Here is a 19,812-nt window from a genome sequence, read left to right as displayed (position 1 = left end):
GTATAACGGAGGGGACATATATGAAAATGATAAAAACAGAAAGATTAATTTTAAGGGATTTGTCATATGGGGATGCGGAGAATATCGAGGAATTGGCAGGGGACTATGATGTAGCGAAAACAACATTAACTATTCCACACCCATATCCAAAAGGAGTTGCCCAAGAATTTATTGCTTCTATGAAGATCGCAGAAAGCGAAGGAAAAGTTGTTATATTTTCCATTGAAAGAAAAGAAGATTCCTCTTTCATTGGGATAATTAATATAAATATACAAAAAAATTATCATCGTGGAGAACTTGCATATTGGATTGGGAAACCGTATTGGGGAAAGGGCTATGGTACTGAGGCAACAAAAGCGATTATAGAGTACGGGTTTGAAAAATTGGATTTAAACAAGATATTTGCCACTTCTTTCACCAATAACCCCGGATCATGGAGGATTATGGAGAAATGCGGTTTAAAACACGAGGGGATATTGCGTCAACATGTTAAGAGATTAGGAGAATATATTGATCTTACATATTATGGACTCTTGAAAGACGAATATCTTAATACTAACAAGTGACAAAGACCCCTTCTGAAAAAAAGGGATTGTAAAAAAAATCAAATGTTACTTTATCATAAAATCATAAGTCATCTGTTATACCTTTAGCAGATAATCAGCATTAAAGAGCGAAAGCCAGAGTAATAAAACTCTGGCATTTTATATAACTTAGACGTCACTTGAAAATTGTATATACTGAATCCATTGGAACAAACTTGAATAAATTTCCTTTTTAAAAGGAATTAAAAAGTCATTTATAGAAATACACAGTATAGCAAATCTAGTTTGTTGATAAATGGAGGATTTTGATGAATAAACTATCTTTACTCACTCCGAATCTTCAAAAATATGGTGATCATCCACTATATTTACAATTGTTTTTATTCATTAAAAATGAAATAGAAACAGAAAAGCTTTTAGAAGACACACGTTTACCATCTATTAGAAATTTGGCTGATTATCTTTGTCTCAGTCGTAATACGGTCGATCTTGCTTATCAACTATTAATACAAGAAGATTTTATTCGATCAGTAAAAGGAAGTGGATTCTTTGTAAATAAAGTTCATGAGCATAAGAAATTTTCTCAAGGATCCATTCCATCTTTGAATAATCCACCCATACGTTATGATCTTTATCACAAAGCTGTTGATTATAATGAATTCCCCTATACAACTTGGAATCAAATTGCAAAAACAAATTCCTTACTAAGTGGTTCGGATGACACTCATGTGATGGACCCGAAAGGAGGCGCGACACGTTCCTAAGTGAAAAGCTTAGGCGCTTTGAAACATATTTCCTGTTTCGAGTGAACTATTATTCCGAGAAGTCAAATGAAAGGGTAACGCCTTGAAGGGCTTCCTCTAATCCTTCGACATGCAGAATAATTGGCAAGAATTATTCTGTATGAAGCTCGATGAAGTCGGTCGAGAGTTGCCGTAAGTCTTATGACACGAAAACTGTCCAGAGGTGGATGGTGCAACCTATAGACCGGGAGTCTATAAAACACTTATGGTTAGGATGTACTAAGAAACGCATGTGATTGGTGTTTCGTACGGACGAATCTCTGATGGTACGGGTCTATATCGGAAGCAGGTCGAAAGGTCTGTTGACACAAGTGGTGTCGCTACTGTGGATTAGTAAAACTCTCCTTTATGAAAGTCCATATATTGTTAAAGGCAATATCGAGGTAGCAGGCTCATAGGAGAAACCTAAAAGTGTATATGTAAAGATAGGAATAATGGAACGTGGTAAACTGCCAACGTTGAGGACTTGCACTCCAATGAAACGGTTCTTAGGAAAGCATTTATGATATTAGTAAATGTATAACTAAAATTTATGGCAGTGAAAGTGGTGGCACAGTACCTATGAAGCGTGTAATGAACGTGGAGGGATAGCCACTAGTCGATTGAAGACTGATAGTTATTTAAACGGTTCAACGTGGTTTTGAGTAAAACTAAGAGATGTAGCTTTCTCCTTCTGGGGAGGGTACAGCCCATGTTGAAGAAGCCCAAGTTAAGACACAGTGAATATTATAATATGCAAGATTATTTTGATGAATTATATTCCAACAGTCTTAACGGTAACAACTTCTATAAATTAATGTCTATTATTGGTTCCGAAGATAACATCCGTTTAGCATTTAGAAATATTAAAAGTAATAAGGGTAGTAAAACTGCGGGAACAGATGGATTAACTATTAAAGATATTTGGCATTTGAATGACCGTGAAATTATACGTGGTGTAAGAGATAGGTTGGATTGGTATCAACCACAACCGGTTAGAAGAGTGTATATACCTAAAGAAGGAAGCGATAAATTGCGACCTTTAGGCATTCCTACTATTTGGGACAGATTGGTTCAACAGAGTATTTTGCAAGTTCTTGAACCAATTTGTGAAGCAAAATTCCATAACCACAGTTATGGTTTTAGACCAAACAGAAGCACCCACCATGCACTTAGTAGGATGATTAGTCTCATGAACATTGGACATCATCATTACTGTGTTGATATTGACATAAAAGGTTTCTTTGACAATGTCAATCATGGAAAACTTTTGAAGCAGCTATGGACAATTGGAATAAGAGATAAGTCCCTACTCTGTATTATCTCTAAAATTCTTAAATCCGAAATTGAGGGTGAAGGAATTCCTACTAAAGGAACACCGCAAGGTGGGATAATCTCCCCTTTGTTGTCCAATATTGTTCTTAATGAACTGGATTGGTGGGTCAGCAATCAATGGGAAACTTACAAACCTAAAAATGCGACCACCATTGGGTTTCGTCAATATGCTAGGAAATACACTAATCTCAAGGATGGCTATATTATACGCTACGCTGATGATTTTAAAATCATGTGTAGAACATATAAGGATGCCAAGCGATACTATCATGCCACAGTTGACTTTCTTAAGAAAAGACTCGGTCTTGAAGTCAATGCCGACAAATCTAAAGTAGTCAATTTAAAAAAGAACTCTTCTACTTTTCTAGGTTTTAAAGTCAAATTGGTTCCTCAAGGAAAATCTAAATTTGGTTGGGTAGCAAAAACAAACATGACTGATAAAGCTATCACTAAAACCAAAAGAGTATTAAAGGATAGAGTTCGAGAAATTCAAAAGAATCCTATAGCAGAAAATGTAATTCGATATAATACCACCTTAATTGGTATACAAAATTACTACCGATATGCCACGAAAATATATCTTGATTTAACGGAGATTAGCTACGGTTTGCGCAAAGCCATTAAAACCAGATTAAGAAACAACATGAGCGTTATTAGATTCAAAGAGACATCCGAAGAATTTAAAAAGAAAACTCAAGGGATAAAATCAGATACTAAGGTATATGTAGTTCAAAATGCACCTTTACTTCCAATCACCGGAGTACATCACAAGAAGCCAATGAACTTTTCACAAAATATATGCAACTTTTCAAAGGTTGGTCGTGAGAAAGTTCATAGCAATCTTAAAGCCATACCAAGAGATGTTTTGAAATATGTCATGTCCAATTATTCTGTCAATCGGAGCATTGAGTACAACGACAACAAAATATCAAAATACGTAGCCCAGTATGGAAAATGTTATGTAACAGGTGAAGTAATAGGAATCGATAGAATCTATTGTCATAACGTTAAGCCCCGTAGGATGGGTGGCACTGATAAGTACTCTAACTTAGTGATTATAGATTCCAAAGTACATAAACTCATATACATGAAAAATCCTGATAGAATCCGGGAGGTTCTTCGAACTCTAAATCTTAATACGAAACAGTTTAACAAGCTTAATCGCTTGAGAACTGAATCTGGAAATGAACCAATAGTAGTTTAAAATAATTTATTGTATCAGTTGGAAACGATGGAACGCTGAGTGCTCTGAAAGGGGCTCGCTCAGTGTGAAGTGGGGGAAAAGACGGAGATTACATCAAACTCTTACCTATCACTATAAATCTATTTAAGAAAAGAAATAGTCAAATATCTTTATTCGACAAGGGGACTACATTGCACCCCTGATCAAATTGTGATCGGAACAAGCTCTACCCAATTATTACAAATTCTTTTAACATTAACAAACCCTATGCCACATGGAGATACTGTAGTTTATTTTGAAGATCCTGGATATGATGTAGTCCGTAATTTTTTTATTCATCAAGGCTTTGAAATCAAACCAATTAGAATAGAAGCTGACGGTCTATGCATTGAAGATTTAAAGAAGCATCAGTCAAATGCATTTCTCTACACCAGTCCGTCTCAACAGGTTCCATTAGGAAGCATAATGTCCCTATCAAAAAGACAAGCGTTAATGAAGTGGGCAGAACAAAATCAAGTTTATGTGATTGAAGATGATTATGATTGTACTTTTATCTATGAACATTCACCCATACCAGCTCTTCAAAGTTTCGATCAAAATGAAAAAGTGATTTATTTCGGAGGATTCTTTCGAATTCTCTGTCCTGAAATCTTATGTAGTTACATGGTACTACCACCTCATTTATTAATAAAATATAATTTGACAGTGGCCACCTATTCAATGCCTGGAATTTCAATTCATCTGCAGAAGCAATTGTATACCTTTATGTCAGAGGGGAATTTATATAAGCATACTAAGAAAATGAAGATGATTTATCAACAAAAACATAAAAGAATAAATAAATTAATTGAACAGCATTTTGGACCTGCTGTAAATGTTATCGACACAGGAGCAGGAACCCATTTGATTCTTGAGCTATTGACAAAAGGGATAGAAGAAGAAGATGAGTTGGTTCGGTTAGCAATAAGTTCAGGTATTTATATAATATCTACGAAAAAATACCGTTATCGGTATATACCTGAAAATCCACAATTTTTATTACACTATGGCGGCTTACAAATGGAGGAACTTGAAGGAGCTATTGTTCTCCTGAAAAATGTTTGGTCAATTGAATATTAAATAAGGGAAGGGTGTCACCTTCTTTTTTTTTGTATTTGGAACTGAAGAGGTACAATTTTTTTGTATACATATATTAATTGTACCTTTTTAAAAAAAATAAATATTGTTACCATTTACATAAATTTGAGACACTAAGAAAGGTGGAGCATGTAATGAAGGATTTCGCTATGGAAGACACTTACCAAATACTAAAACAGTTAGTGGAAATACCCAGCCCAGCAGGAAATGCTTTTGAAATCATTTCTTTTATTGATGAATATTTACATGCATTGGACATTGAAACAAAACGGAATAACAGAGGAGCTTTAATAGTAACTTTGCCAGGGAAGGACACACATCATCACCGCTTAGTAACAGCCCATGTAGATACATTAGGTGCTATGGTAAAGGAAATCAAACCCAGTGGTAGGTTAACCATTGATTTAATCGGTGGTTTGACTTTTAATTCCATCGAAGGGGAAAACTGCAAAATAGAAACTTCTTCAGGTAGGGTCTACACAGGAACCATTTTAATGCACCAAACTTCACTACATGTTTACAAGGATTCTGCAAAAGCAGAAAGAAATCAAGCAAATATGGAGATTCGAATCGATGAAAAAGTAACAAATGCGGATGATGTGCGGTCATTAGGGATTAAAGTGGGAGATTTTATTTCGTTTGAGCCAAGAATGGAGCTTACCCCATCAGGTTTTATAAAGTCCCGGCATCTTGATGACAAAGTATGCGTAGTAATAATGCTTCAATTACTAAAGAAACTTCATAAGGAAGAAATCTCATTACCATATACCACTCATTTTCTTTTTTCTAATAGTGAAGAAATTAGATATGGAGGAAATGCAAGCGTCCCATCAGAAACAGTGGAATATCTTGCGCTTGATATTGGTGTTATAGGTGACGGCCAAGCATCTGATGAGTATACCGTCTCAATTTGTGCCAAAGACTCTAGTGGGCCATATCATTTGGGTTTAAGGAAAAGTTTACAGCATCTCGCAGAAAAAAATAATATCGCTTACAATCTTGATATTTTTCCTTTTTATGGATCAGATGCTTCCGCTGCTATCTATGCTGGACATGATATTGTTCATGGCTTAATTGGGCCAGGAGTAGATGCCACACATGCTTATGAGAGAACACATTTATCGTCCATTCAACATACATCTTCTTTACTCTTTTACTATTTACAATCCAATTTGATGGAAAATGATAGGAAGTAAAATTGATAGGAAAAACATTATTTTCTAAACACTTATTAGGGATTACATGCTAAATATTTCTTACTAAAGACGGATTTGGATATTACAAGAATATGCTTTGAAGTTGGGTTTGGTAGTCTTAATAAATTTGAACGAGTATTTAAAAAAAGATGGGGGATAACTATCTCGTAATTCAGAGGAAAATACAAAATTTGATTTGATTTTTCAAGAGCGTGATTCAATCAGCCACGCTCATTTTATATTTTTACAAAAGAGTTAATAGTGTCGATTTAGAAATCAATTATTCTAATTTTACATTAATTACTAAAACCTTTAACAAATAAAATAATAAAGCAAACCATTTTAGAGAAGGTAAGTTTGGATTAACTAACAATGATTTATAATTTGATATCGCTTTGATTTCCTTTTCTTACTTTCAACTTAATCAAAGCAAGCAACAACAATATTAAAGGAATGAGCGCTCCCATAAGAATATTTAAAGGGACATAGGACTCAAAAAGAAACGAATTAAGTTCAGCGAAATTTTTAATAAACAATATAGTTCCTACACCAATTAACCATGCTAAGGGAATAATTAGTGGCTGATAGGAAGGTAACTTAAGACTTTGGGCGAGTCCCAAGCAAAGCCCGTAAAAGAAGACAGAAATGCGAATCATCAAGCCTACCGTCCAAAAAAGCACTGCAATGACATCAAAACGGTTTATAACGTCGCCGGAACTTATGTATTTTACCTCTGAAAAAGTTGGAAAGGTCATTTTTGCTGCCTCTACAGGACCAAACAAAGCTATAGGTCCGGTAACTGGACCAAGAAAAAATATACAAGTTACAACCGCAGCCCAAATACCTGTCTTCACTAACTTTTTAGGCTGTTGGACATAAGGAAGAATCATACCTAAAACGACAAATTCTCCAAACCAGCCCATTACGGATAAGGAACCCTTTCCAACTGGCAGGTAACCGTTACCGAAAATAGGAAGTAAATTGGTGTAATCCTTTTTTTCACCCATAGTTAAGAATACTACCGCAATTGCAAAAATGACTAATACAGGCAACATGATTTGGTTGAGTCGACTGAGTGTTTCCAATCCGGAGTAGACAATATACGCTGTGAGTAAGATGATAACAATAATAAAGGCCGGAAGGGGGGTATCTGGCATGATTATTTTATAAGTCTCTCCATACAATCTGACTGCTAATGTAACCATCAGAAAAAAATAGAGTAGATATAATACTCCAATTATTTTACCAACCCAGGAAAAATGGTGAAATAGAATTTCAACAAGTGTCAAACCCGGAAAACATTGTGATAATTTAACAATGGATAGGATTCCTATTAAACCAAGTATGGTGCCGATAATTGTTGCCATCCAACCATCTTGACGACTTTGTTGGATGACAACGGTAAGCAATATTAAATGTCCGATGATTGTTAAAGAGGTAATGGCCAGCATAGCTGCTTGTATATTTGAAATTCGTCCTTTTTCAATCATTGTAATATTCCTCCATTTCCTGTCCCAAGAGGGCTCAACCTATTAAGAAAATAAGCAAGGGAAGGGGTGTTTTCATTGTAAATAGCCATTATTCCACCGATCATGGCTATTGCCATTATGACGATCTGTACCCACATCGTTTTTCGATCGCCTTTTTTCCAGACGTAGAAAAGTTGAAGTCCAGTCGTAACAAAAATAAGAAGTATTAATATTATGCTAAATAATATTTTCATCGCCTACTTACCTCGATTCATTTGCTTTACTTGGTTCCGTTGTAAGTCCATAGCGGGAAATATTTGCATCAATGTTAAGAACGACGTTCAAATTTTTTAACCCACCATTTCTCCAGGATGCTGATAGCTTGTCCCATTCGGATGGATGTTTACGGTATATGGCTTTTCCAAATCCAAATATATCGGTTTCCCAATTTTTTTGAGCTAATAATAGGGTTTGGGTTACTTCTTCCTCTATTTTTTCACGAAAATAACGGTTTAGATCTTTCATCTGGTGCGGATTAAGTTTTTTATTTTTACATGAAATCTCCATTATAGTAGCATCCGCTTTTATTTTGACTGTCATTTTTTTGTTATCGTTCGATGGAATCATAGATGAATCAGAATTTTGAATTTGCAATTTGATTGAACCATTGTCGGAGTGATTAGTGCAATCTATTTCCTCACTAGAATTTTTCATCTTACCGCGAATCCACATTAATCCTTTTGTCTCACTTTCATTTAAGTAACCGATTAGTTTACTTCCTTTAAAAACAGCTGTATCTTGTAATTTTAATACGTCATGTTGTGACTCCTTTGTTTGTTGAGAGGACTTTATGCTTTTAAGGGATTTTTTTTGATTTTTATTTGTATCTGTATCTGTATCTTGATCTAAAGTCATATTTATTACACCAGTTATTGGATCTATCGTATTACTGGTCATGCTTTCCGTAAATTTACTTAAATCTTCCACTGTTTTTGTACCTGAAAAGATGTTGTTCTTGAATAAATCATACATTTCTGTACCAAGTGTTGGATTAAAGTTTGGAGCTGCTTTAATCACATTTTCAGCTAGACCCTTTGTTACAAAAAAGAGTATATTTGGCCGAAACTCGTTCTCCCTTTTAAAGAAATCCAAACTCTCTTCCATTCCCCCTTGAGCGGCCTTTTCTCCAAATACGACGACATTGACATGACCAAGATATATTTTATCTGCAATGGTACTCGAGAGCTTTTCCATGGCATCATACAATGTTTTACCGCTAGCCGATTCAACAAGGAAACTATCCTCTTTATCTTCACGTACTGTTTACTCTTGCGGAAATAGGTTGTTAGGTTTAATTACAGCAACAGATAAAACGATTTCACCCTTTTCATTCTGATCCACTCCTATAGCATTAATGATAGCTATATTGTTGATTTCCTTAGAGCTCCAGCAACCACTGAGCAGAAATGTAATCAAAAAACATAAAAAGATTTTAATAGAGGTTTTGGTTTTATTCATGGTCTTTCTCCCCAATTTTTGGTGAATTTGCTTTATTGACACTGCCGGCACGGTCTTGATTCGTAATATCTAGTCCTGGTGACCGAGTATCCATAGCCCACCAAGGTGCCCGAATAAACACGTCTTTCCATCCTTCTTTACGTGCTGGAGAAACAGGGGAAAAATAGGGAACCCCAAACGAGCGTAAGCTGATTAAATGGGTTAATCCAAACATTAAGACTACAATTATTCCCATAAATCCGAATAAACCTGCAAAAAATAAAATGGGAATTCCACAATACCGAATTAGCTGTTGAAAATCGTAAGATGGAAATATAAAGGACGTTAAAGCAGTCACTGAGATGACGATTGACATTACTGACCCAATTATTCCTGCTTGAACAGCAGCTTGACCAATAAAGACTAGGCCTAGAATCGTAACCACAGATCCTCCAAATACTTTTGGCATCCGTATACCTGCCTCCCGTAACAATTCAAATGTAATCAACAGGAAAATAGCTTCAATCATAACTGGATAAGGCAATGCCTCTCGACTAGCAGCAATTCGAATTAAAAAAGGAGTCTGTAATAAATCTTGATGAAACGAGGTTAAAGCAACATAAAAAGCAGGAAGAATTAACGTAACAAATAATCCTAAAAAACGAACCCATCTAACAATCGTAGCTACAAGTGAGCTATCATAATAATCATCACTGGAATGGAAAAATTCCACGAACATTACTGGCACCAATAAAGCAAAAGGTGTTCCATCAATTAATATTGCAACTTTCCCATCTAATAATTGTCCGCATACACGGTCAGGTCGTTCTGTACTTAAAACAGTCGGAAATGGAGACTTAGGTGAATCCTTTATCATAGATTGAATGTAATGACTTTCTAAAATCCCGTCTATTTTAATTTTCGATAATCTTTTTTTAACTTCATCTACAATATCTTTATTAGCTATGCCGTTCATATAAACAATACTGAGATTTGTTTTTGTTTTTTCACCTAGAATAAGATTCTCTACTTTTAGGGAAGGTGACTTTATTTTTTTACGTATTAGATTAAGGTTTTGATCAATATCTTCAATAAAACCTTCCTTGGGTCCTCGTGCAGTACGTTCTGTTGTAGGTTCTGTAATATTTCTTCCTATTTTATTTTTGGTATTGAATATGTAAAATTTCTTTATTCCGTCTATTAAAAGAAGGGAATATCCAGACAAGATTTTATATGAAGCTTGCTCTAATAAATCTGTATCTTCAACTTTAACCCATGGGAAAAGGGTAGAAATTATCTTTGAGGGCGAATGATAATTTGTGTTGTTAGCCAAATAATGATGGATATTTTTTTCTATCTCATCAAGGGATTCTTGGTTTACTAAATCCGAGATATAAATCAAATATGCCTGTTCATTTAAAATACTAAGCTGTTGGAAGACAATATCATCATTATTTTGATATATGTGCTTTAAAACTTTTATATTTTCGCCAAGAGTTTTCAATTACATCACCTCCATTTACATAGGTTTCACCTTTTTTAAGGAAACATTCTAAGTTTTTTTAAATAAATAAGGAATTTGCTAGTTAGGATGATGATAAGCAAACCAGATATTCTCCAGCTTTTAGGGATTTAAGGCTCTTGTCCTCATACAAAGAAGAAAAAAAGTTAGGTATGAAAAAATAAAAACCCTTATGCTGCTCCGAGACCTAAAAGTTGGATAGTATTAATTCAACTAATGGGGGGTCACATCGTTGCGTAAGGGTTTTTATCCTTTTTATTACAAACAAACGATTTATTGCATGTCTATAAAACAAGTTCCTATTGATAACTATTTTAAAATTAAGCATTACCAACTGTTGGCTGTTCGACTACACTAGTATCCAGTGTATTATTAACACTAATTAATTGGTTGCTAATGTTAAATGCTGCAGTATCTCCGCCACTTCCGCCAATCGATTCTTTTGTTGCTGTTTTTGGAGAATGCCATGCTAGATCTCCAAATTGGACATTGGCGGTACCTGCAATATTAAAAATTTGTATAGCACCTAAGAAAGCTGGCAATAATATCAGTCCTTTATAACTTTTTTATATGCTATTCAAACCATTTGATATATGAATAGGCGAATATCCTTTATATTTGAAAGAGGTGAATAACTAGAAGCCCCCAACAAATTTTTCACTATTTATTACCCTCTATTTCTTGATCGGCAATGCTTGAATTTAGTGTCTTATTTAAACTTAATAAATTGTTGTTTATGTTAAGGCTGGCAATATTTCCGCCACTTACGCCGTTTGTATTATTGGTAGCTTCTTTCGGAGAAAGCCATTTGGTATCCCCAAAATGTACATCGGCAGTGCCGCCAATATTTAATATTTGTGCTTTACTTAAGAATGCTGGCATACCATTCCATCCTTTATTAATTATTTTTAAAATATCCTATTCAAAACAGAACAAAATGGGTGGGCGCAAATAAATGAAATGAAAAAGCATTTTTACATGTGTAATTAAAAATCTTTTGCTGTATTAATGGAACAAGATATAAATTACGGATTTTTTTCCCTAATTGGGGAAAAGTATGACCATTATTATCGAATATAATAGGTCGAGGGGAGATGGTGAAATGTCTATTGCTGTGATCTGCTCAGTGACCTGGTTAGTTATCAGTGTGTTTGCTATTGTTCCAAAGAGGTTTACTCTTGTTGATATGGTTTTTATATATTTCGTAAGTACAATACTTAGCTGCACCATCTTTACCATTTTAGATATCAATTTGCAATGGGTTCCAGCAAGTAGGGAAACGGAAAAAGCACTTGCTTTAAATATCGGCCGTTTTATCGAAATACCACTCATCCTTATCATGGCTGCAGATATATTGAATTCAAGGTTAAGAACTCCTAATCGATGGGGGATAGCTTTAGTGATTTGTTTGTTCTTAACTATTAACGACTGGATATATTTATCGCTCGATATTGTTGAATATAGAAAATGGAATTACATATATGCGTTCATCGACTATGGACTCTTTATTGTCATAATAGCGTGGATAGCCAGGTGGTTTGTCCTATTACATAGAGGGGGCATGGAAAAAGTTTGAAGGAAATTATATACGATAATCATTTTAATGAAAACGAATGGTTTGTGCTAATCTCATTTTGTATAGGTGCTATGTTAGTGTATTGTCTGCCGCGGCGATTTCCTAAAAAAATTACCAATGTTTTTCTTATGTGCGGAGTTTTTTTTTGGTATTTTTTTTGATCACACTTTGAGTGTTGTACCAGTAAGTTATTATGATATTGGAGATACATCACATCTGGAATTATTTGATTTAATTTCCCAGTTTAATTATGGACCATATAGTTATTTATTCTTTTATTTCTATGACCGGTTCCGCATTAATCCTAGTTTCTCTCCAATGTATATCCTATTTTGGTCATTGTTTAGTATTGGCAGTGAGCGATTGTCAGATGCATTTGGGGTTTACCATTATACAAATGGGTACAATATTTTTTATTCGTTTGCAATTTATTTATGCATTTTTAGTTTTTGGGTTCCATTATATTATGTAATCATGGCTTATGGTCAGAAAAGTTTTGGGAAAGAATACGACGATTCATCAACGGTAAATACTCATAAAAAAAGCAGGGATTCTGATTAGATTATCATTCTTTTTTAATACTGCCTACATCCTTCTTATCCAGAAAAAAATATCAATTATTCTACCTCCTAGTTTGTTATATATTCGCTCCGGAAAAATTAGTATTAATACCATATGTATATGTGAGAAATTGATATTGCATTGTTATCTAAAAAAAGAGTACTTCAACTAAAATATTTATGAAAATCTAGTAGTTTCGATTAAATATTACACTATTTCTAAAATAGACCTAATCACAAATATTATCTATAAAAGAGTGGAAAACTAACTGACATCAAAAAATGAAGGGAATTAATATATGGAAAAGCATATGAATTACGGCAGTGATTATAAATTCATTCCCGCTTCGTCACTTGGAAATGGTTTGAGTATCGAGGTATTACCTGATGTATTATGTCATACAGTGCAAATAGTCAACATCTGTTTGGTCGGTAATCCAGAGACACAAGAATTTGTGATAGTAGATGCGGGAATGCCTAATTCAGCTGATGAGATTATATCGGTTGCAGAAGAACGGTTTGGCGCAAATATTAGACCAAAAGCAATCATTTTAACACATGGCCATTTCGATCATGTAGGAGCAATAATAGAATTGATTGAACATTGGGATATTCCCGTCTATGCACATGAATTAGAAATTCCTTTTCTAACAGGGAAAAAGAGTTATCCAGAACCAGATCCGACGGTGGAAGGTGGGATGGTGTCAAAACTATCCTTCATGTTTCCTAATGAACCAATAAACTTAAGAAAAAATGTGGAAAAGTTGCCCTCTGATGGAAGTGTTCCACATATGCCTAATTTCCGATGGATTCATACGCCTGGCCATACTCCCGGACATGTTTCCTATTTTAGAGAAAAAGATAATGTCTTAATAGCGGGAGATGCATTTATTACTGTTAAACAAGAGTATCTATACAATGTGTTAACACAAGAACAAGAAATAAGCGGTCCGCCAAGATATTTTACACCGGATTGGAAAGCTGCAAAAGAATCTGTTATGGAACTAGCGGGATTAAAGCCTTCTGTTGCAGTTACAGGGCATGGATTGCCGATGTCCGGTGAATTATTAGCTAATAGTTTAGATACATTAGTTCGTGAATTTGATCACATTGCCATTCCGGATTATGGGAAATATGTAAATAAAAATGTTCATTAAAAATCTCGCTTAGGAAGTTAATATACCCTAAAGAATAGAGATTTAAAGGAGTAAGATGATATAGAAGTAAGGCCATTATTCAAAGGCATCCATATTGTCTAATCTAGAACCATTTGTTGCAATCCATAATGGGTTTGGATTTCTCTTTAAGCCAATTATCTTCTCGGAGATAATTGGCTCACTATTGTGCGCCCGGCATGGGTATAATCTCTAGGGTGAAAGTCCCGAACTGTGAAGGCAGAAGTAGCAGTTAGCTTAACGCAAGGGTGTCCGTGGTGACGCGGAATCTGAAGGAAGCGAGCGGCAAACTTCCGGTCTGAGGAACACGAACTTCATACAAGGCTAGGTATCATTGGATGAGTTTGCAATACAAAACAAAGTCCTTTCTGCCGAAGGTGATACAAAGTAAATGAAGCAGATAGATGGAAGGAAAGATTGCACTCTTACCCGGGGAGGTCTGGTTGATACGCCAAGTACACTTGGTAACCTATCTAGTAATGGATAGCTGAACAATCAGAAGTCAGCCGAAGTCGTAGTACTTGGTTTGCTCGAGAGAATCAAGGAAGGACTGAACCATTTTAGGAGAACAAACACTCGGCAAACGGTTCTTTATGTATGAAAGCAGAAAATTCTTACGGAACCTACCTGAAAGGAAGAAATGGTGAATTCCATGGGGGACTTCGGGAGGGCTTAGTAAAGAACCCACTTAATGAGAATGTATTGTTCACGTAGAAAGGATAAATCTCAATGTTAATGGAACGAATGTTGTCACGGGAAAATCTTTTATTGGCATTAAAGCGAGTAGAAAAGAACAAAGGAAGTCATGGAGTAGACAATATGTCCGTAAAAGACCTACGAAGACATATTCTCGAAACGTGGGATACACTTAAAACATCCTTAATGGAGGGTACTTATCAACCTTCTCCTGTCCGTCGGGTTGAAATCCCAAAACCGAACGGTGGAGTAAGGTTATTAGGTATCCCAACCGTGACAGACCGTTTCATCCAACAGGCGATTACTCAGATTTTAACCCCTATCTTCGACCCGACTTTTTCAACACAGAGCTATGGTTTTCGACCAAACAAACGAGGTCATGACGGTGTTAGACAAGCGAAGAAATATATCGAAGAGGGATACCGATGGGTAGTCGACATGGACTTGGAGAAATTCTTTGATAAAGTCAATCATGATAGATTAATGCGGACTCTATCCAAAAGGATTCAAGACAGAACGCTCCTATCACTAATTCGGAAGTATCTACAGTCTGGCATTATGATTAATGGAGTCATAACGAAATCCGAGGAGGGTACGCCCCAAGGTGGACCATTAAGTCCTTTACTCTCCAATATCGTTCTAGATGAACTAGACAAAGAGTTAGAAAAGAGAGGGCACAAGTTTGTCCGATACGCAGATGATTGTAATATCTACGTAAAATCGAGAAGAGCCGGAGAGCGAGTAATGGACTCGATTACTACTTTCATTGAATTTACTCTAAAACTAAAGGTGAATCGAGAAAAGTCAGCTGTAGACAGACCTTGGAAAAGAAAGTTTTTAGGTTTTAGCTTCACATTTCATAAGAAACCGAAGGTGCGGATGTCAAACCAAAGTATTCAACGTGTCAAGAAACGGATACGAGAATTAACTTCAAGGTCAAAACCAATTCCAATGGATTATAGAATAGAGAAGCTGAATCAATATTTGATTGGCTGGTGCGGATATTATGCATTAGCAGATACACCCACTATTTTCAAAGAATTAGACGAATGGATTAGAAGGCGTCTCAGAATGTGCCAATGGAAAGAATGGAAGAAACCAAAAACCAAAGTAAGAAAACTCATTGGATTAGGGATTCCAAAAGAGAAGGCATACGAATGGGGAAACTCTAGAAAGAAATATTGGAGAATAGCCAGAAGCCCAATCCTACAGAAAACCCTCACAAACTCCTATTGGGAGATGCGAGGGCTGAAGAGTCTTTATGTGAGATATTCTCAACTACGTCAGACATAAATGGAACCGCCGTATACGGAACCGTACGTACGGTGGTGTGAGAGGTCGGGGGTTAGTCACCTCCTCCTACTCGATTATTGTAGGTGGATTTTGCTCTCTACCTATCAGCATAAAAGGCTTAGGAGCAATATAACATCAAATAAATAAGAAGGAAGAGATCCTTAAAGATCTTCTTCCTTGGAATATTTTCATTAAGAAGTTTGTCCGCCTTGTTGCGCTTGTTGATTTTGTTGCTGTCCTTGTTGTCCGCCTTGTTGAGAAAATTGCTGAGCTTGTTGTATGGCTTGTTGCATTTGCTGCATTGCTTGATTTGCCTGAATGCCTTGAAGCGCTTGATTTAGTCCTTGGGCAGCTTGTTGGATATATTGCTGTACTTGTTGATCTGTTTGTTGCATTTGTTGTTGTGCTTGTGAACTGAATTGCTGTATTTGTTGCATTAATTGATTAGCCGCTTGGTTAGATTGTCCGGATTGACTTGATTGTGAGCTTGATTGCCCACCTTGTTGTTGCTGTGAAGACTGCATTTGGGTGACAGTTTGACTTAATTGTGAAAGTTGTTGCTGAATGCTGCCGAGCTCTTGAGCCAACTCCGTATCTGTAATATTTTTACCTAGGATTTCAGAATGCTTTTGTTTTTGATTTTGGTGTTGTTTAGACATAATGTAAAATCCTCCTTTAAAGAAATAATCAACACACAACTATATAATTGTCTGTTTTGACACAAAAGATAGGAGGGAATTTAAGGGAAATTGTTAAAGACCTACGATTACGCCAGGACTCAGTCCTTTAAAAACCTCTTTATGTATTCATAAATTTCATACGGCCGTTCCTCGGGAATGGCATGGCCGGTTTCTTTGAGAACGACGAGTTCTGAATTTATGAGGTCATTTTTAAGTCGCTCACCAACATGGAGAGGTTGTGACCTGTCGTGCTCTCCCCAAATTAAAAGGCAATTTGCGTTAATTTGATTTAATACTTTTGAAGGTAAATCCCCTTCCCAATCACGAATCATTCTCGTCATGGCGGAAAAAATTTTATTTTGTAAGAATGGCTGTAAATAGCCATCAATCATTTCATTATTGATTAAAGAATGATTATAAAGGGTATCCTGAAGGTTTTTAACAACGCCAATTCTCGCAAGCCAAAGTTTTACAAATAATGAGGAAAATGGGACATAACTGAACATTCGAATGGTCCATTTTAATCGTTTTAGATAAGATGAACTGGAAAGCAACACTGCTTTTTCTGCAATTCCAGGCATAAGGTGAAGGATATTCAAAACCACTTGTCCTCCCATTGAATGACCAATCAAAACGGGATCTTTAATGCTAAAATAATCGATCATTTGAATAACAGTTTGAGCTAAATTTTTATAAGAGTATACATAACGTCTTGACTTTTCACTTTTCCCAAATGGAGGTAAGTCTATTGATAACACTTGATAGTCACTGACTAATAAAGGGATTAAATGACGAAAGGTAAAAGTCGAGGAAAGAAAACCATGCAATAACACTACTGTTTTTGCGTTTTGATTCGGATAAAATTCATAATATACATTTCCTCCATTCACTAAGCGGTGTCCGGTTACAACAGATTGCTCCATGATAAATCCTCCGATTCATGTTGTAAATTTAAGTTAATTTTCCCGTAACAAACAATTTTTACACATGAATAAATGTATAACTATTTCATTCGTACAGGTGAATAATTTCTCTCAACATACCTTAATAACAAAATGAAAATGGGGGGATTTAATTGAGTTGTAATTGTAAATCAAACTGTAAATGCAGCCCTCTACGTAAATGTTCGCGATATTGTATTTGTAATGCAAGGTTTAAGTGTAATTATTGTAGATGCCATACACAATGTGGTCGTGGATCTAAATGTTGTCAAAGATAGCGTGGAATTATCAATAAGCTTGTTTATTTAATCTTCCCGGGTAATGCTTTTCCAATTGGGCAAAATATGATTGTTGGAAAAGCAAGGAGGTGAGATGAAATGGCAGATAACAAGCGTAATCGTGATGATATCGATACTAGTGAGGCAGTAGGAACTGGTGCTGGAGCCGTCGCAGGTGCTGCAGTTGGTTCAGTATTTGGTCCGCTTGGTACAGTTGCAGGAGCTATCGCTGGTGGTGCGATGGGGAACAAGGCTGGTGAAAATGTCGATGATGTTGACAATCCTTCAGACCGTGAGGAAGAATAGAATTGCTAATTTTTCCTCTTATATAAATAAACGTAAAAGAGACTCCTAAAAAAGGGAGTCTCTATTTATGTTAAATACAGTGTTGAAACATAAGATGTGGATAAAATAAACTCAGAAACTTTTTTAAGAATTGAAAGGTGGCACTTATTGATGATTAATCAGCATGATATTCCCATAAAGAAACAAATAGCCAGATTTAACATAAACCGAAAAAAGAAGGTATTAGTTTTTCTATGGATTAATTGGGAGAGAATGTTTAATAGGCTATTTCGTATTCAGCCGATTGATAGGAATAATCCACTATTAATGGTAAGGGTTAGAACTTATTGGGGTAAAACAATTCAATTGTTAGACGGAGAGAAAATTCAAAGAGGAGATCGAATATTGGAGATACATTTTAATAATGAAATGCTATTTAACATGGGAATCCATGCACGTTCATCTTTTCAATTGGCTATTCAAATGATCAGATCAGCGGAAAAGCTATTGCCGAAAACACTCCCTATCATCTTAAAACATCCAGATTCTGAAAAGATTAAAGCACTGTATGGAATATCCATGATCTATCAAGGGACCAATCAATTCGGGTTTACCGTTAATAATGTGCCAAAAGGGCCGTTCTCTTTCTTTACCAAAGTTTATTTACGCCTATTATTATGTATTGTTCATCCACAGGGTTATGAAAGATTACAAAACAAAATGGGTCAATTTGTTCCAAGGATGATGATCATGACGAAAAAGGAACTTATACGAAGATATTCCATCGAAAACCTTTAGATAGTTTGTCTAGTAAATCGCTTGCTGCTTAGTTTTTTATTACATCTTAGAGGTGAAAAGAGTTGGATATCACGGTTATGACCTATAATATACACCATGGTAAAGGGAGCGATAAACATACAGATCTTTATCGAATTGCGGATGTTATTAAAAAAAGTAAGGCAGATATTGTTGGTCTAAACGAGGTTGACAGAAATTTTTCTTTACGGAGTAACTATGAAGATCAAATTTATTGGCTTGCAAAGCAATTAAACATGTATCAAGGGTTTAGTCCGGCGATTTCCTTATCCTCCCCAAACCGTTCGCATGTTCGAGAATATGGAAATGCTATTTTGTCTCGTTATCCGATTAAAAGGAATAATAGTTATACATTTCATTTAAAATCAGGCCTTGCTGAACCAAGGTCTTTACATGAAGCTTTCATTCAAATAAATGAAAGGCAAGTTCGATTTTATGTTTCACATTTAAGTTTAAATACATTTCTTCATCGAAAACAAACGAATTTTATCCTTCAGAAGTTTAATAAGTCTTCATATCCAACGATAATTATGGGGGATTGGAATATGAAGCCTGGATCAAAAAAATGGTGTCATATAACGAAATCATTTCAAGATGTTTGGGAAATTGCTGGTAGTGGGACAGGCTTTACATATCCATCACAGAAGCCAAGATTAAGATTAGACTATCTTTTTGTGAGCCAAGAGGTTCAAGTAGTTAATGTAGAAGTTTTTAACTTATTATCCATATCATCTGATCATTTGCCTTTAAAAGCAACACTTTTCATTTATTAATTAATGATTTGTCCGGTACCCCAATATTCATATGAATCCGTTATTTGTTCATACTAAAAGCTATACAAAATTC

18 protein-coding genes and 2 pseudogenes are annotated in these 19,812 nt (G+C 35.5%); 12 read left to right on the top strand and 8 right to left on the bottom strand.

From position 1 onward, the window contains the following. Positions 1 to 20 precede the first annotated feature (20 nt). From NSQ59_RS18180 to NSQ59_RS27975, 6 genes and pseudogenes are all read left to right on the top strand, one after another. Complete coding sequence (locus NSQ59_RS18180) at positions 21 to 566, top strand: GNAT family N-acetyltransferase (RefSeq protein ID WP_055740690.1); 546 nt, start codon at positions 21 to 23, stop codon at positions 564 to 566. A 287-nt stretch (positions 567 to 853) separates the two neighbouring features. Continuing rightward, positions 854 to 1,309, top strand: coding sequence for a winged helix-turn-helix domain-containing protein (locus NSQ59_RS18175; RefSeq protein WP_340832375.1), 456 nt, complete (start codon positions 854 to 856; stop codon positions 1,307 to 1,309). Positions 1,310 to 2,039: 730 nt separating this feature from the next. Next, entirely contained in the window at positions 2,040 to 3,866 is a 1,827-nt protein-coding gene (ltrA, locus tag NSQ59_RS18170) for a group II intron reverse transcriptase/maturase (protein WP_340829483.1), read from the top strand. A gap of 117 nt (positions 3,867 to 3,983) precedes the next feature. Next, a complete protein-coding gene (locus NSQ59_RS18165) occupies positions 3,984 to 4,964 on the top strand; it encodes an aminotransferase-like domain-containing protein (RefSeq protein WP_340833176.1) in 981 nt (326 codons plus the stop codon). A 152-nt stretch (positions 4,965 to 5,116) separates the two neighbouring features. After that, complete coding sequence (locus NSQ59_RS18160) at positions 5,117 to 6,178, top strand: M42 family metallopeptidase (protein WP_340832374.1); 1,062 nt, start codon at positions 5,117 to 5,119, stop codon at positions 6,176 to 6,178. Positions 6,179 to 6,235: 57 nt separating this feature from the next. Beyond that, a pseudogene (locus NSQ59_RS27975) lies at positions 6,236 to 6,349 on the top strand (AraC family transcriptional regulator); the annotation flags it as partial. Positions 6,350 to 6,555: 206 nt separating this feature from the next. On the opposite strand, the gene NSQ59_RS18155 reads toward NSQ59_RS27975, so the two are convergent. The 6 genes and pseudogenes from NSQ59_RS18155 to NSQ59_RS18125 all read right to left on the bottom strand — a co-directional run bounded on the left by NSQ59_RS18155 (position 6,556) and on the right by NSQ59_RS18125 (position 11,548). Next, a complete protein-coding gene (locus NSQ59_RS18155) occupies positions 6,556 to 7,668 on the bottom strand; it encodes a GerAB/ArcD/ProY family transporter (RefSeq protein WP_055740687.1) in 1,113 nt (370 codons plus the stop codon). Continuing rightward, positions 7,665 to 7,901, bottom strand: coding sequence for a hypothetical protein (locus NSQ59_RS18150; RefSeq protein ID WP_055740686.1), 237 nt, complete (start codon positions 7,899 to 7,901; stop codon positions 7,665 to 7,667). Before NSQ59_RS18150 ends, NSQ59_RS18155 begins: the two co-directional genes overlap by 4 nt. Positions 7,902 to 7,908: 7 nt before the next feature. Then, a pseudogene (locus NSQ59_RS18145) lies at positions 7,909 to 9,165 on the bottom strand (Ger(x)C family spore germination protein). Next, complete coding sequence (locus tag NSQ59_RS18135) at positions 9,158 to 10,648, bottom strand: spore germination protein (RefSeq protein ID WP_340832372.1); 1,491 nt, start codon at positions 10,646 to 10,648, stop codon at positions 9,158 to 9,160. The pseudogene NSQ59_RS18145 and the gene NSQ59_RS18135 overlap by 8 nt, the downstream one beginning before the upstream one ends. Before the next feature lie 338 nt (positions 10,649 to 10,986). Beyond that, positions 10,987 to 11,208, bottom strand: a complete 222-nt coding sequence (locus tag NSQ59_RS18130) for a spore germination protein (protein ID WP_055740682.1) — start codon at positions 11,206 to 11,208, stop codon at positions 10,987 to 10,989. Between the two features lie 118 nt (positions 11,209 to 11,326). Further along, on the bottom strand, positions 11,327 to 11,548 hold the full coding sequence (locus tag NSQ59_RS18125; RefSeq protein WP_055740681.1) for a spore germination protein: 222 nt from the start codon (positions 11,546 to 11,548) through the stop codon (positions 11,327 to 11,329). A gap of 220 nt (positions 11,549 to 11,768) precedes the next feature. Here NSQ59_RS18125 and NSQ59_RS18120 point away from each other — a divergent pair, with 220 nt between their 5' ends. The 3 genes from NSQ59_RS18120 to ltrA (NSQ59_RS18110) all read left to right on the top strand — a co-directional run bounded on the left by NSQ59_RS18120 (position 11,769) and on the right by ltrA (NSQ59_RS18110) (position 15,966). Continuing rightward, complete coding sequence (locus tag NSQ59_RS18120) at positions 11,769 to 12,242, top strand: hypothetical protein (RefSeq protein ID WP_152982395.1); 474 nt, start codon at positions 11,769 to 11,771, stop codon at positions 12,240 to 12,242. Positions 12,243 to 13,101: 859 nt separating this feature from the next. After that, positions 13,102 to 13,959, top strand: a complete 858-nt coding sequence (locus NSQ59_RS18115) for an MBL fold metallo-hydrolase (protein WP_340832370.1) — start codon at positions 13,102 to 13,104, stop codon at positions 13,957 to 13,959. 747 nt (positions 13,960 to 14,706) lie between these two features. Further along, a complete protein-coding gene (gene ltrA / locus NSQ59_RS18110; RefSeq protein ID WP_055737770.1) occupies positions 14,707 to 15,966 on the top strand; it encodes a group II intron reverse transcriptase/maturase in 1,260 nt (419 codons plus the stop codon). 191 nt (positions 15,967 to 16,157) lie between these two features. Here the strand turns inward: ltrA (NSQ59_RS18110) and NSQ59_RS18105 are convergent, their stop codons facing one another. Beyond that, the gene (locus NSQ59_RS18105) at positions 16,158 to 16,625 is read right to left on the bottom strand and encodes a hypothetical protein (protein WP_055740679.1); all 468 of its coding nucleotides are present in this window, start codon (positions 16,623 to 16,625) and stop codon (positions 16,158 to 16,160) included. A 119-nt stretch (positions 16,626 to 16,744) separates the two neighbouring features. Then, positions 16,745 to 17,569: an alpha/beta fold hydrolase gene (locus tag NSQ59_RS18100; RefSeq protein WP_055740678.1), complete on the bottom strand. Its 825-nt coding sequence runs from the start codon at positions 17,567 to 17,569 to the stop codon at positions 16,745 to 16,747. Between the two features lie 395 nt (positions 17,570 to 17,964). Between NSQ59_RS18100 and NSQ59_RS18095 the strand changes: the two genes are divergently transcribed. The 3 genes from NSQ59_RS18095 (at position 17,965) to NSQ59_RS18085 (ending at position 19,739) form a co-directional block, all read left to right on the top strand. Then, positions 17,965 to 18,171: a glycine zipper domain-containing protein gene (locus NSQ59_RS18095; RefSeq protein ID WP_055740677.1), complete on the top strand. Its 207-nt coding sequence runs from the start codon at positions 17,965 to 17,967 to the stop codon at positions 18,169 to 18,171. A 150-nt stretch (positions 18,172 to 18,321) separates the two neighbouring features. Beyond that, the gene (locus tag NSQ59_RS18090; RefSeq protein WP_055740676.1) at positions 18,322 to 18,948 is read left to right on the top strand and encodes a YkoP family protein; all 627 of its coding nucleotides are present in this window, start codon (positions 18,322 to 18,324) and stop codon (positions 18,946 to 18,948) included. A 77-nt stretch (positions 18,949 to 19,025) separates the two neighbouring features. Next, entirely contained in the window at positions 19,026 to 19,739 is a 714-nt protein-coding gene (locus NSQ59_RS18085; RefSeq protein WP_340832368.1) for an endonuclease/exonuclease/phosphatase family protein, read from the top strand. The last annotated feature ends 73 nt before the right edge of the window (positions 19,740 to 19,812 follow it).

Origin of the sequence: Margalitia sp. FSL K6-0131 (assembly GCF_038008735.1) — a bacterium.
Taxonomy (GTDB): Bacteria; Bacillota; Bacilli; order Bacillales; family Bacillaceae_C; genus Margalitia; species Margalitia shackletonii.
This window is presented reverse-complemented; position numbering and strand designations above follow the sequence as displayed.

What these genes read in the sequence shown, in the direction of transcription:
- NSQ59_RS18180 (WP_055740690.1), top strand. Translation starts at nt 21, where the DNA reads ATGAAAATGATAAAAACAGAAAGATTAATTTTAAGGGATTTGTCATAT.
- NSQ59_RS18175 (WP_340832375.1), top strand. Translation starts at nt 854, where the DNA reads ATGAATAAACTATCTTTACTCACTCCGAATCTTCAAAAATATGGTGAT.
- ltrA (WP_340829483.1), top strand. Translation starts at nt 2,040, where the DNA reads ATGTTGAAGAAGCCCAAGTTAAGACACAGTGAATATTATAATATGCAA.
- NSQ59_RS18160 (WP_340832374.1), top strand. Translation starts at nt 5,117, where the DNA reads ATGAAGGATTTCGCTATGGAAGACACTTACCAAATACTAAAACAGTTA.
- NSQ59_RS18155 (WP_055740687.1), bottom strand. Translation starts at nt 7,668, where the DNA reads ATGATTGAAAAAGGACGAATTTCAAATATACAAGCAGCTATGCTGGCC.
- NSQ59_RS18150 (WP_055740686.1), bottom strand. Translation starts at nt 7,901, where the DNA reads ATGAAAATATTATTTAGCATAATATTAATACTTCTTATTTTTGTTACG.
- NSQ59_RS18125 (WP_055740681.1), bottom strand. Translation starts at nt 11,548, where the DNA reads ATGCCAGCATTCTTAAGTAAAGCACAAATATTAAATATTGGCGGCACT.
- NSQ59_RS18120 (WP_152982395.1), top strand. Translation starts at nt 11,769, where the DNA reads ATGTCTATTGCTGTGATCTGCTCAGTGACCTGGTTAGTTATCAGTGTG.
- NSQ59_RS18115 (WP_340832370.1), top strand. Translation starts at nt 13,102, where the DNA reads ATGGAAAAGCATATGAATTACGGCAGTGATTATAAATTCATTCCCGCT.
- ltrA (WP_055737770.1), top strand. Translation starts at nt 14,707, where the DNA reads ATGTTAATGGAACGAATGTTGTCACGGGAAAATCTTTTATTGGCATTA.
- NSQ59_RS18105 (WP_055740679.1), bottom strand. Translation starts at nt 16,625, where the DNA reads ATGTCTAAACAACACCAAAATCAAAAACAAAAGCATTCTGAAATCCTA.
- NSQ59_RS18100 (WP_055740678.1), bottom strand. Translation starts at nt 17,569, where the DNA reads ATGGAGCAATCTGTTGTAACCGGACACCGCTTAGTGAATGGAGGAAAT.
- NSQ59_RS18095 (WP_055740677.1), top strand. Translation starts at nt 17,965, where the DNA reads ATGGCAGATAACAAGCGTAATCGTGATGATATCGATACTAGTGAGGCA.
- NSQ59_RS18090 (WP_055740676.1), top strand. Translation starts at nt 18,322, where the DNA reads ATGATTAATCAGCATGATATTCCCATAAAGAAACAAATAGCCAGATTT.
- NSQ59_RS18085 (WP_340832368.1), top strand. Translation starts at nt 19,026, where the DNA reads ATGACCTATAATATACACCATGGTAAAGGGAGCGATAAACATACAGAT.